The 12718-nt window shown below is 40.2% G+C and carries 11 protein-coding genes; 3 read left to right on the top strand and 8 right to left on the bottom strand.

Annotated features, from left to right (window positions below; genetic code table 11):
* Positions 1–13: 13 nt before the first annotated feature.
* The 3 genes from addB to BN988_RS05660 all read right to left on the bottom strand — a co-directional run bounded on the left by addB (position 14) and on the right by BN988_RS05660 (position 5077).
* Positions 14–3505, bottom strand: coding sequence for a helicase-exonuclease AddAB subunit AddB (gene addB, locus BN988_RS05650; protein WP_036573990.1), 3492 nt, complete (start codon positions 3503–3505; stop codon positions 14–16).
* Between the two features lie 305 nt (positions 3506–3810).
* Entirely contained in the window at positions 3811–4362 is a 552-nt protein-coding gene (lepB, locus tag BN988_RS05655; RefSeq protein WP_036573993.1) for a signal peptidase I, read from the bottom strand.
* A 58-nt stretch (positions 4363–4420) separates the two neighbouring features.
* Positions 4421–5077: a TVP38/TMEM64 family protein gene (locus tag BN988_RS05660; RefSeq protein ID WP_036573996.1), complete on the bottom strand. Its 657-nt coding sequence runs from the start codon at positions 5075–5077 to the stop codon at positions 4421–4423.
* Between the two features lie 387 nt (positions 5078–5464).
* Here BN988_RS05660 and BN988_RS05665 point away from each other — a divergent pair, with 387 nt between their 5' ends.
* Complete coding sequence (locus BN988_RS05665) at positions 5465–5854, top strand: hypothetical protein (RefSeq protein ID WP_036573998.1); 390 nt, start codon at positions 5465–5467, stop codon at positions 5852–5854.
* On the opposite strand, the gene BN988_RS05670 is transcribed toward BN988_RS05665, so the two are convergent.
* The 5 genes from BN988_RS05670 to BN988_RS05685 form a co-directional block, all read right to left on the bottom strand.
* Complete coding sequence (locus BN988_RS05670; protein ID WP_051557691.1) at positions 5802–6329, bottom strand: competence protein ComK; 528 nt, start codon at positions 6327–6329, stop codon at positions 5802–5804. The two genes, BN988_RS05665 and BN988_RS05670, sit on opposite strands and share 53 nt — an antisense overlap.
* Positions 6330–6551: 222 nt before the next feature.
* Positions 6552–8090 carry a fatty acid--CoA ligase family protein gene (locus tag BN988_RS05675; protein WP_036573999.1) on the bottom strand — a complete coding sequence of 513 codons (1539 nt, stop codon included), beginning with the start codon at positions 8088–8090 and terminating at the stop codon, positions 6552–6554.
* 182 nt (positions 8091–8272) lie between these two features.
* Positions 8273–8428, bottom strand: a complete 156-nt coding sequence (locus BN988_RS18790; protein WP_155988264.1) for a hypothetical protein — start codon at positions 8426–8428, stop codon at positions 8273–8275.
* Between the two features lie 57 nt (positions 8429–8485).
* Positions 8486–9481, bottom strand: a complete 996-nt coding sequence (locus BN988_RS05680) for a lipoate--protein ligase (RefSeq protein ID WP_036574001.1) — start codon at positions 9479–9481, stop codon at positions 8486–8488.
* A gap of 74 nt (positions 9482–9555) precedes the next feature.
* Complete coding sequence (locus BN988_RS05685; protein ID WP_036574004.1) at positions 9556–10287, bottom strand: MBL fold metallo-hydrolase; 732 nt, start codon at positions 10285–10287, stop codon at positions 9556–9558.
* A gap of 97 nt (positions 10288–10384) precedes the next feature.
* Between BN988_RS05685 and yhfH the strand changes: the two genes are divergently transcribed.
* Together yhfH and BN988_RS05690 are read left to right on the top strand one after the other, a co-directional pair.
* Positions 10385–10513 (top strand): protein YhfH, encoded by a 129-nt coding sequence (gene yhfH, locus BN988_RS18585; RefSeq protein WP_081779362.1) that lies wholly within the window; start codon positions 10385–10387, stop codon positions 10511–10513.
* Between the two features lie 455 nt (positions 10514–10968).
* Positions 10969–12711 (top strand): M3 family oligoendopeptidase, encoded by a 1743-nt coding sequence (locus BN988_RS05690; RefSeq protein ID WP_036574011.1) that lies wholly within the window; start codon positions 10969–10971, stop codon positions 12709–12711.
* Positions 12712–12718 lie beyond the last annotated feature (7 nt).

The raw sequence follows: 12718 nt of genomic DNA on the forward strand, positions 1-12718 counted from the left end.
CTACTCCTCCTCCCTAACGTGTGAGATCCTGCTGAATTTTCTCTAGTATTTCATCATCTTTCATATCTGATAATTTGCGATAATTGTTTGTCTCTAATTGTGGATCAAACTGACAGACAGATTGAAAAGGGCAGTACGTACACGCCACATTCTGTTTATGCTGGTATGGATTCAAGTGTACGCCACCTGCTGTCATATCGATTCCTGCCTGCATCATCAATTGGTGAATGTGCGACTGGAGACTAGAAAAAGTTTCGTTGTCAGCAATCTTTGAATAGTTATAAAAACCACCATTCTTTTTCATCCCAGCAGGTACAATTTGACTCGAACCAGAATCCAAGGACGTATCCATCATTTTAACAATTTCTTCATCAGACAAGAGTAAACCTTGCATTTTATATTTTTTAAAGAGTTCTTCTTGAATTATTTCATCATGCAGTTTCTGATTCCCAGAAATCATTGGGTTATGAACATGGAAATAAAGCACCCCAGCAGGTGTTGCCTTTGATCCAAGCCATTGCTCCGAATGGGATAAAACGACATCTAGGTAAGCAAGCATTTGTAAGGCTAGGCCATAATATACTTCAATTAGATTTAACCCTTTCGCGCTGGATTTGTAATCGATAATTCGCAAGTATAGTTCTTCTTGATTTAACGCCTTGTCCACCCGGTCAATTCTTCCTCGCAGTTGTAACTCGTACCCATTCGGCAAAGGCAAATTAAGTGGCGGAAGTGTCTGGCCTGCACCAAATGCTAGTTCCAAACCTACTGGAGAAAAATTACTTTGTCTCGCTTGCTCACTTAACACAAAAGCTGCTCGTGCAATGACTTCCTGTAATTTTTGTTGAATATATTTATAACGATTGGAGCTATGCAATATTTGATGCTGTAAAATTGGCGCTAGATTAGTTACGGCCTTTTGTGCATAGGAATCGGTATCCTGCTTAGACAACTGCGCAAAGTCTTTCCCTTCGGTCCGTATCCACTCCGTAATTGTTTTTAAAGCCTCATGGAAAAGCTGCCCAATATCAGGAGCATCCAGTTTATACGTTTTTCTTTCCTCAAGCCCGAGACTATACTTGGCAAAATGCTGATAGGAACAGCGATAATAGGTTTCCAATCTAGATACACTTGCTTTTACCTGTTTCGGATAAAGCTCTTGCACTGTTTTGGAAGAAAGATCTAGTGGCCTATTCTCGTAATATAAGCTTTGCAGTACATTATACGTTGTGCTGTATTTGTCATGATGGCTTACATACCAATTCAACACATGCCACCACACCGGCTGTACCGGATATCCTTTACGATTACGCGCAAGCTGGGCAGTTAATGCAGATCTAGTTTTCACAGGCGTTGTAATAAAGCGCTCTGCCTCCACAAGCTCCTCAGGATCCTGTAGTAACAAATGATCACAGCAAACTGGAAATAGATCCTCAATTCGTTTAATGAGCTGGGAGGGCATTTTTGACTTCCCTTCCCCATCACTAAGCGGATAACTTACATATAACTTGTCCTTTGCAGCTGTGAAGGCAATATACATATAAAACCAATCATCAAGTAATTGACGCTTACTTCCATCAGCGAGCTGTAGACCATGATTTGCAAGCAATTCCCTTTCCTGTTCACTAATCATGCCATCAGTTTGAGGCTTCATTGGCCAAACTCCTTCGTTCACGCCAAGTAAAAAGGTGCAGGAAATTCCGCTAATTCTCGAACGGTCTATCGTTCCCACGATGACATGATCAATCGTAGGGGGCACATGTGCAAAGGTTAGGGTCTCAAACCCTGCGTCCAGCGTTGCCCTGAATGTATCCAATGACATGGTTTCATCTCCAGCCATTTCCACAATCTCATCTAGTAGCTGTAGTATCCCTGTCCAAACCTGATCTTGTTCGCGGCCCTTTTCAACATCTCCTTGCTCATCATATACATCTCGCATTTTCTCAAGTGTGGATGGGACCTTTATTTCCTCCAAGAAAGTGAAAAGGACGATAGCCCTCTCTCGTATGGTTGTTGCCTGTCTTATCGCTTCATCAAATGGCTGTAGAGCTTGTACCACCTGCTGGCGATATTTATTAACACGGGTTTGGACTGCCTTCTCTGTATCTGTCTGTGCTGTCTCATCAAATCCCCGGAAACGCTGGAACACCCACTCTTCCTTGCTCATCCAACGCTCTCTCGAACGAACGCCATATTCCAGCACATAGTTTTCAAGCTCATCAATTGCATCAGCTGTCAGAGGATATTCGGTATCGGTGGCAGGAATAAAGCCAGTCTTTAACACTCGGAAAATAGCGTCGTACCGCCAATTTCCTTCTACCATATCTAAAACAGAGCGAATCAGTTCAATCAATGCATGATTTAACATTGTTCTTTTTTCATCAATAAATACAGGTATGTCATAATCACTAAATACCGTTTTAATCAAATCATGATATGTGTCTGTCTCACGCAAGAAAACAGCGAGGTCCTGATAGCGGTAGTTTTCTTCTCTTACAAGACGTATGATCTCCTGTGCCGCTCCCTCTACTTCAGCCCGTGGATGAACTGCTTCCCTAATTTTAATCGGAACGTCTCCATCGTAGCTGGGAGCTGGTCTAGTATCAAAATGACGTTCTAAATGGGCAAAATATGGCCGACTTTGAAATCTTCCATACTTCGGTTCTAAAACAACCGTTTCTTCCAGAACAATTCCGTTCTCTTCTGCTATCTGCTTCACTACGTGATACGTTTCGGTCGTTTGATAGAACAAGCTTAGTTCCGAAACCTCCGTCTCCTCGGGTTGGTCGACCGTTAGAGCGATGGTCACCCGTTTGCATTGCTTCATCAATGCCTCAACGACACTTAGCTCATTCGGAGTGAATTGGTGAAATCCATCAATATAGATTTCTGCCTGCTTTAAAGAAGCCGCTTCATGGATTTTATCTGCTAGAAGCTGGAGCTGGTCTTCGCTGTCTATATAATTTTCTTGCAGTGCAGTAACTAATTTTTCATAAATATATTGAAGATCATCTAATTTGTTAACAAGTGCTTCTTCTCCGGGCTCTTTATGAACATATTGGTTGATGTCATCCATTTGCCGATGTAGGGATTCAGGGGTAATGTTATAACGCTTGAATTCCGTGATCATAACTTCCAGTTGTTTTAAAAAACCCTGTTTTTCAATGGCTTTTTGAAAGACACGCCAATCCCCCTGTTTCTCCTCAATAATCTTACGCAACATCATCTGAACGCCAACAGAACTAATAAATTGTCTAGTTCCGCCTCCCGTTTCTTGAAAAACACGCCAGGCTAGTCTAGAAAAGCTAGAAACCTGTGCGCGGATACTGCCAACCATCTCCTTATCGTGAAATAATTCAGATTCCTGCTGAAATGTCATTTGGTCTGGCACAATATAAAAAATAGGCGGTCCCTGTGGGTCATCCTGTAGTTTCGCCTTTATCTCGTCTTTCGTTCTACCACTTTTTCCAGTTCCCGCTCTTCCTGCTAAAAATCGGAGTCCCATAATTCTTCTCCCCCATTTTCTCTTTATTAGAAAAAAACGCGTTCGCTCCTCTGTTAGCGAATCTGTACGTTTTTCTTGTCCTTGCAACTTCAAAATTTTAACTACGGCGTAATTCATTTCTAGCTAAAATTATATGCCTTCCTATTGTGTAATCAAAAGAAGCGTAAAACTCTCGTATTAAGAAAAGGGCTGGGCATAATGCACAGCCCTCTATATTTCATTTTCTAAAATAATCCGTCCAATTTAGCTAAAGGACAATTTAAAAAGCTTCCACCTTCTATTTTACCAAAGATGGAAGCTCCTAGCTATTTACCAAGACTTAAACTTGTTTTGTTCAATGGCCAATATTTAATATCTACTTTCCCAACAAGCTGTTCTTGTGAGATAAAACCAAACGCTCTACTATCAAGACTATCCTGCCTGTTATCTCCCATAACGAAAAGCTTTCCTTCAGGTACTTCTTGTTCACCCGTAACTTCGTCTAGCGTGAAATCTGACGTATACGGTATTGTTTCACTTGCCTTTACATAGGCTTCGAGAAATGGCTCCTCTACGTATTTACCGTTAACGTAAAGTTTATCATTCTCATAGGAAATTTCATCACCGGGTAGGCCGACCACCCTTTTCACGTAATCGTCTTCCTCATTAGCATGAAATACAATGACATCAAAACGTTCGGCCTGTGTCAAATCATAAATTACTTTATTTACCATAAGCAGGTTTCCATCATAAAGGGTTGGTTGCATGGATTCACCATCCACTACATAGCTAGCGAATAGCAAAGAGCGTAATCCGATAACCAACACAGCTAAGATTAGTATTACGGGGATTAGTTTACGAAGTCTCCATTTTTTCATCGTAATTAAGCCTCCAGGGTTTTTCTTCTATCATATTCATACCCTGTTTGGCGGTGTTTTAATCGTTTTCAAGTTCCTTCGCTTCTTTTAGCATGGCCTTTTTTTCCAGACGTTTTTCGATAATTTTTCCCACAATCCAAAAAATGGCAATACAACTCCCTACAATAATAGTACGCATTGGATTTTTAGCAAATTCCGTGATACTTGAACCGATATAAGCTAGGGAAAAGATCATAACCGATTTTCCTAAAAGCACAGCAAGAACAAACTGTTGAACACTAATTTTCGATAGACCGGCAACCACATTAATTACAGCCGACGGGGAAAACGGAAAGCAGGTCAGCAAAAATAAAGGTCCAAAGCCATGCCTCTCCAACCATGTTGTAACTTTCTTCACTTGTTTATTCTTCCTGATTTTCGCAAATAAAGGCCTTTTCCCAAGCTTTCGGATTATCAAAAAAACAAGAATAGCTCCGAGACTTGAACCAGCCCAGGATAATAAGAATCCTTCAAGCAATCCATAGGCAGCAGCATTTGCAAAGACAAATACAACGAGTGGTAAAAATGGAAGGAATGCTTCTATGAAAGGTAATAAAATACCTGGTAGTGGCCCAAGCTGTTCGTATTCTCCGAGCAGGTGCATGATATATTCATCCAACCTGTCTTCTTCAAGCATTATTCTCCAATCAGTTAGTGCAGTGTTTATGGCGTCCATTTAGTGAAATCTCCTCAGTATGTATAAAGTAAAACTTCATTTGGCGGGGGTTCTCTACCTCCCCCACCAATGTTACTTGAAAGAACCATTACTGGCAGTTGTTCCCCTCACATACTTGAAGTGGGTCCCTCTTGTCAGCTTCGGTGGATAAATTTGTTTAGCTAGTCCGTATAGTTTCCTCTACTATGACACTATTCCCATACAAATGGTTGCATAACCTCCATTTATATGCCTATTTCTACTTTTATTTTAATGGAAACGACCTAAAATGCATAGGTATAAAAAGGAAAATAGCCACTTTCTTTCCTGCTTTAATAAATTTGGTTGTATTTTTTCTTCATTTTAACATATAATAGAGGAACAAACGTTCTATTCGGAGGGGAGATCATGCGCTATCTTACAGAGGAAGAGCGGCACATAGCCTCACGATTTCTATTTCTTTCAATGGCAATCGTGGTGATACAACAGGATATACAGCATATTGAAAGAGGTGCGTTTAAAATTAAGGAACCCTATATGGAGCTTTTGGAGACCATGACGACAGTAGCAAGTGCCGAACGGCGGGAGCTACGCACGCAAATGAATAAAAGGAGAATTGAGGTGGTGACCTTACATAAAAATGATTCCTTTTCTTCCTTTCTCTTTATTTGCCAGGGCAAGGAGGAAAAACGGAATTATTTTAACCCAGCGATTCGCAAAAAAGTGCATGCTATTATACAGGAGCTTATGCAAAAGTCTCTGCCGCCTTTTCCGAAACCTGTTTCTGCAAAAACCTAATGCGATTATCTAGCAAATATCGGAATTGTGCTGTACGCTGAACCTGGTTTAGCATGGAACCATAGGAAACAGATAAATTCACTTTTTTCCCATTTTTAAACATAATCTTTGTTCCCTGCCCCGCGGCGTCAAGAATATGATCAATATGAGAATGTGCAATCCAGGAACATTGTTTGCTTGATGGTGAGGTAGTAGGAAAGAAGTACATGCCACTGAGAGGATCTACGGAGATAGGGGCCTTATGGGTAATCCCACAGATATCGCGCGTGCCGTCCTGTCTTCCTTTTAGACTGGAGCCAAAGAATTTACAGGCATGGTCCATAACTTTGCTTGCAGGTACTGACACCGTATAATCATTCAGTTCTTCCATTACATAGGTGACAAGGTTACCGGCTGCATCCTCTTCGGTTAGGAGAGCCATCGTGAGGGGGGTAATTTCAGGTGTAGGAGCGTAGATGTCTTCATTAAAAAACATACATATCATCCTTTCACTATACAGTGAAAGAAAGTGGCTTAATAATAAATCTACCAAACTATAACAAATAAATAAAGACATTAAGACCAATTTATAAGAAAAATTTAAATTTTCATCACAATAATAGTCTCTGCCGCTTATATTTGCCACAGAGACTGCTATTTATCATTATTCACTTTTTAAGTTATCGTTACAATTATCTTCTCAATTCTTTTGTCTGGCCTAACTATTCACGCTACTTTTGAGGCTTCTTCTTAGTATCTTTCCAGTTGTGTTTTTTGGAAGTTCTTCAAGAAATTCGATTCTTGTTGGGATTTTATAGTTAACAAGATGGCCTTTAGAAAAATCTATTAAATCTTTTTCACTGATCTCTGCATCATCCACTACGACAAAGCAAGTCACAGATTCTCCACTCTCGGGGTGTGGCTCCCCTATTACCGCAACTTCTATGACATTTGGATGTGTATAAAGGACTTCTTCTACCTCCCTTGGATACACATTGTATCCCCCAACAAGGATCATATCCTTTTTCCGATCGACAATATAAACATAACCGTCTTCATCAACCCGTGCCATATCGCCAGTATAAAGCCAGCCATCCTTCAAAGCTACCTCTGTTTCCTCAGGCATTTTATAATAGCCTTTCATGACATTAGGCCCACGCACAATGAGTTCACCCACCTCACCTGTTTCCACTTCCTCACCAAACAAATCGACCACTTTATTTTCCACATTCCAGATGCTCGTTCCAATGGAGCCTGCTTTCCTAGGACGATCAATTGGGTTAAAACAGGTAACGGGAGACGCCTCAGATAATCCATAGCCTTCTGATAATTGGATATGAAATGTTTCTTCAAATGCCTCCAATAAAGATACCGGCATTGCGGCACCACCAGAAATACATAAACGAACATTACCAAATTTGGGTTTTTGCCCTTTAACAGCTTGTAAAAGATAATTATACATTGTCGGTACACCAGCAAAAACGGTGGCTTCTCTTTCATTGGCTACGCGCAGTACATCCGCGGGTGAAAATTTAGGGATAATTAGAATGGTGCCTCCATTCATCAAGGGAGCGTTTAACGAAACAGTCAAACAGAAAACATGGAACATTGGGAGCGCTGCAATCATGCGGTCTTTCCCATTAATCCCTAGATAATCTGCTACATCTTTGGCATTCGAATAAATATTTTCATGAGAGAGCATAGCACCTTTAGGCTTCCCTGTCGTACCAGAGGTGTACAGTATAATCGCCGTATCCTGATCATCTAATACCGGCCTCTCAAAATCCCCTTCGCCTTTTCCCACTAATTCAGAAAACGTTTTCATTTTTGGTTGTAATAAATTTTCTTGTACTGATATCCCAGCTCCTGAATCACAGGAAATATAATGTTTTACACTAGGTAAATCCTGATCAATAGAAGCGAGTTTCTCAAGCATTACATCCATGGTGATGATCGCTTTCACATCTCCATTATGTAGGATATAGGACAACTCATTCGCAGTGTACATAGGATTTACAGGAATAACAACAAGGCCAAGTCTTAAGGCACCATAAAGGCTAATTACATAATATGGTGAATTACCTACAATCAGGGCAATATGGTCTCCTTTTTTATAACCTAAAGCCTCCATACTGGAAGCAAACCGCTGTACAGCACCTTCCAAATCTAAGTAACTCGTTTCCGCTTCCTCGAAAATATATGCTATCTTTGCCGGGTTTTTCTTTGCTGTAATCGAAAGCTGATCACTGATATTCACAAATAAACCTCCCTTTAGTGGTGATGAATGAATAGTCATTCATTATGTTGCCAAAAAAATAGTTTTATATTTTATGCTTGTCTTTATTATAAAGTAGGCTTAATTTGTTTTCAAGCAATTTTGAAATTGTTGACAATTAAAAAGGTTCTATTGAAAAATTAAGTGGTTTGTTAACGGCATTTTTAGATTTGGTTTGGTAGCTCTCGATTCAGTTTGGCGCCTCCTCGATTCAGTTCACCTGCCTCTCGATTCACTTTGTCGCATTCCCGATTCAGTTCACCCGCCTCTCGATTCACTTTGGTACAACCCCGATTCAGTTCACCCGCCTCTCGATTCACTTTGATGGCTCCTCCAACTTTTCCAATTATAAAAAGCTCACCGAGGTGAGCTTTCTCTTAATAGATTAAATTAATAAAGTCTTCTTTTGTAATTTTCCCAAGGTAATGCGGCACATCGACACCTGCTAAGGCTTCTTCAATTGATTTTCTTTCATGACGAACGCCTTTTAGTTTATCCTCAATTACTTCCACACTACCAACCCCAAAGAAGTCGCCGTAGATTTTACAGTTTTCAATAATACCTTTTTTCACATCAAGACGAACATCAACGAGACCTGCATCAAACTTATGGGACTCTTGAATATTAAAGGAAGGTGATTTACCATAGTTCCATTCCCAATTTTGATAACGTTCCTTGGAAATTTGTTCTACGTTATTCCAATCTTCCTCTGTTAATTCATATTGTGGGACATCTGCAATGTCTTCCACATCAAAAACATGTTTTAAAATGGTTTCTTTAAACTCGTCCATTGTTAGAGACGCTTCAAGAAATTCGGAAATATTAGCGACACGGCTCCGAATGGATTTAATTCCTTTTGATTCAATTTTTTCTTTTCTCACTTTTAAAGCAGAGACAACGTTCTCGATTTCTGAGTCGAACATTAATGTCCCATGGCTAAACATCCGTCCCTTGGTTGAGAACATAGCATTGCCAGATATCTTCCGCCCATTAGCTGCCAAGTCATTTCTTCCTTGTAGCTCAGCTGGGACCCCTAGCTTGTTTAAGGCCTCTACCATCGGCTGGGTGAACTTCGCAAAATTTTGGAAACTATTGCCGTCATCTTTAGTAATAAAGCTGAAGTTTAAGTTCCCTTCATCATGGTACACGGCACCGCCGCCAGAAAGTCTGCGGACAACCTTAATACCATTTTCATCAACATAGCTTGTATTAATTTCTTCAATGGTATTCTGATTGCGCCCAATGATAATAGATGGCTTGTTAATGTAAAATAGCAAATATGTATCGTTTTCTCCAAAATTCTGTAGTACATATTCTTCCAATGCCAGATTAACCATTGGATCTGTAATTCCTTTATTGTCTATAAACTTCATACCAATTAACCTCCCAATAGGATATATCCACCATTAAGTTTAAGGCATCTATCTCGCTAAATCAAAAATAAGGTTTAAGCTTGCCAAATTAGTCCTTCTTTCGCAAGTAATACAGTTCCACTGTATTGCTCTTTTGCTTCTTCTACTAATTGCTTCGTGTCTCCATATTGAGGAAGATGGCTTAGCATTAATGTTTTCACTTTAGCATTTTGCGCAATCTCCCCACCTTCTTTACTCGTCATATGTCCAGCACTCTCTCCATTTTGCTCAGCATAAAAATTACAATCCGTTATCAGCAGGTCAGCCCCTTTTGAAAATGGGATCCACTCTTCTTTAAAACTGCTGTCCGCTGTATATACTACCGTATGCTCACCGTCTGTTATCCGCATTCCGAAACATGGAACCGGGTGAACGGTTTGCAGAAAACTTATTTGAAATGGCCCAATATCTACAGATTCATCAGGCTGATAAGCTTTTCCCTCTGTGTACTCGTGTGACAAGGTAGCAAATCCTTCTTTATCCAACACATGCCCATAGATTGGAAGAATGCCATCAGCACCGTTCACATAATAATTTACTAGCTTTGCGTACTGAAGAACACCAATATCTGCAACATGGTCCTCATGGTAATGAGATAAAATAACGGCATCAAGCTCTGTCACTGGTATATACTGTTGGAGCTTAGATAATGAACCACTTCCTGCATCGATCAATAAAGAAAACCCATCTTTTTCTAGCAGATAAGAAGACGTTGCATCACCTGGGGCAGGATATCCTCCCCAGAAACCTATTACAGTTAATTTCATAACGACACCCCTTTTTTTATTTTGTTGTAACACAGTATTGACAATTTTCATACTGTTATAATACAATGACATTATCTTAGCAAAGGAGGATTCACATATGTTTAAAGTTATGGAGTTCTTTCGCAATCTGCCAAAGAAGAAATGCAGTCAATGTGGGCTTGACATGGTAGAACAAGCCGACTGTTATGGTAACCTATGTGACGAATGTGACCATCCCGCAAGATAAATAACTTCACTCTTTTTCACTGTACTATAACACTTACTAATCTATCTACTCTAAAGCAGCTATGGCTTCATAGCTGCTTTTTTTCTGGTACCTTTCATTCTTTCCTCTTTTTAATAAAGTGAACCTTTTTTAACACCTTACCCTCCTTGCTATCCCGTTTTTCAAACCGAAAAAATTCTTAAATTAATCGATAATTCTATCATTTCTGCCTACAATATATTATAATTACTTAGAGTAACGAAATAAAGTGAAACTTCAATCAGTGGGGGTTTTCATTCTTCCCCCACTGATTGTTAGTTGAACGAATCGGGGTGTTAACGTCCGTTTACTCCCACTAAAAACTTAACGGTTTCACTTCATGTTTTGAAGTGGGAGTCTTACGGACGGTTGCTCCGGGATAAATGAACATCTATCGCATACCATACATCATGATAGCAGAAAGGGGAATATACAAAATGACGACAGGAACAACAACTCGTTTAAAACGTTCAGAAGTACCTACAGAACAAACATGGGATTTAACTGACCTATTTACAACACATAAAAACTGGGAAACAGAACTAGACGCTGTACAGCAAGACGTTACAAACGTGACAGCCTATAAAGGGAAATTAGGGGAAAACGCTGCAACACTTCTTTCTTGTTTAGAAACACTAGAAGCTTATCAACAACGTGTTATTCGTGTTGCTACATACGCTAGTCTTCGCGCAAGTGCGGATGGTTCTGATCCTGATAACCAACGAGATGCGGCAAAGGTTTCTGCTGCCATGGCTTCCATTGGCACTAAGCTATCCTTTATCCAGTCTGAACTCTTAACATTATCAGATGAGACAATCACACAATTCTTACAGGATGAGCCTGCCTTAAAAACATATAAAAAAATGTTGCAGGATACGTTAGAAAAAAAGCCTTATACGCTAGCTCCGGAGATCGAAGAAACACTTGCAGCATTAAGTGAAGTCCATGATGCACCATACATGATCTATGGACGCACCAAATCATCTGATATGCAATTTGACTCTATTACGGATAAGGACGGTAAAGAACAACCAATGTCGGCAGCTTTGTATGAAGATCGGTACGAGTTATCCGCTGATACGGAAACACGCCGAGCTGCATACAAATCTTTTACCAACACACTTAACCAATACAAAAATACGTTTGCAGCAACGTACGCTACTGAGGTAACCAAACAGGTAACCATGTCTAAATTGCGTTCATATGACTCCGTTACAGGTATGCTACTCCAATCCCAGCAAGTTACCAAGGAAATGTATCATAATCAGTTGGACGTTATCCAGAATGAGTTGGCTCCGCATATGCAACGCTATGCAAAGCTAATGAAAGATAAACTAGGATTAGAGGAACTGCAATACTGTGACCTCAAAGCACCACTTGACCCTGAGTATACGGAGATTATGAAGAAAGGAATTCATGATCGTTGGGTTGACCTTGCAGACAATGTTGGAAAAGCGACAGGTGCTTTTTGCTCCAGTCCTTATGGTGTGCACCCGTATATTTTAGTTACGTGGACGGATACAATGCGCGGGGCTTTCGTACTTGCCCATGAGCTTGGGCACGCTGGACATTTCTATTTAGCTGGGAAGAATCAATCCCTTCTTAATACTCGCCCTTCCACATATTTCGTAGAAGCACCGTCTACAATTAATGAGCTGCTACTGGCAAATCATTTAATGAACAAAACAGATGATAAACGGATGAAACGCTGGGTCATTACACAATTACTGGGAACATATTATCATAACTTTGTTACACACCTTCTTGAAGGAGAGTTTCAGCGTAGAGTGTATGATTTGGCAGAAGAAGGGACACCACTTACAGCGAATGTGCTAACAGAGCAGAAAAGAGAGACACTTGAGAAATTCTGGGGAGATACCGTAACATTTGATGAAGGTGCAGGACTTACGTGGATGCGTCAACCACATTATTATATGGGACTATATCCATATACGTATTCTGCGGGCCTTACGGTTTCTACTGCTATGGCAGAAAAAATCCAAACTGAAGGGCAGCCTGCTGTAGACAAATGGCTAGATGTCCTCCGCGCTGGTGGCACATTAAAACCACTTGATCTTATTAAACAAGCTGGGGTTGATATGTCTAAACCAGATGCCATTAAAAAAGCTGTTGCGTTTGTTGGGTCCCTTGTTGATCAGTTAGAGGAAAGCTATAAATAACTTTACT

The organism is Oceanobacillus picturae, from assembly GCF_000612865.1.
In the GTDB taxonomy this organism is placed as follows: Bacteria; Bacillota; Bacilli; order Bacillales; family Amphibacillaceae; genus Oceanobacillus_B; species Oceanobacillus_B jordanicus.

Bases quoted from the DNA above. Each gene is read 5' to 3' on its own strand.
- addB (WP_036573990.1), bottom strand. From the start codon at position 3,505: ATGGGACTCCGATTTTTAGCAGGAAGAGCGGGAACTGGAAAAAGTGGT.
- lepB (WP_036573993.1), bottom strand. From the start codon at position 4,362: ATGAAAAAATGGAGACTTCGTAAACTAATCCCCGTAATACTAATCTTA.
- BN988_RS05660 (WP_036573996.1), bottom strand. From the start codon at position 5,077: ATGGACGCCATAAACACTGCACTAACTGATTGGAGAATAATGCTTGAA.
- BN988_RS05665 (WP_036573998.1), top strand. From the start codon at position 5,465: ATGCGCTATCTTACAGAGGAAGAGCGGCACATAGCCTCACGATTTCTA.
- BN988_RS05670 (WP_051557691.1), bottom strand. From the start codon at position 6,329: ATGTTTTTTAATGAAGACATCTACGCTCCTACACCTGAAATTACCCCC.
- BN988_RS05680 (WP_036574001.1), bottom strand. From the start codon at position 9,481: ATGAAGTTTATAGACAATAAAGGAATTACAGATCCAATGGTTAATCTG.
- BN988_RS05685 (WP_036574004.1), bottom strand. From the start codon at position 10,287: ATGAAATTAACTGTAATAGGTTTCTGGGGAGGATATCCTGCCCCAGGT.
- yhfH (WP_081779362.1), top strand. From the start codon at position 10,385: ATGTTTAAAGTTATGGAGTTCTTTCGCAATCTGCCAAAGAAGAAATGC.
- BN988_RS05690 (WP_036574011.1), top strand. From the start codon at position 10,969: ATGACGACAGGAACAACAACTCGTTTAAAACGTTCAGAAGTACCTACA.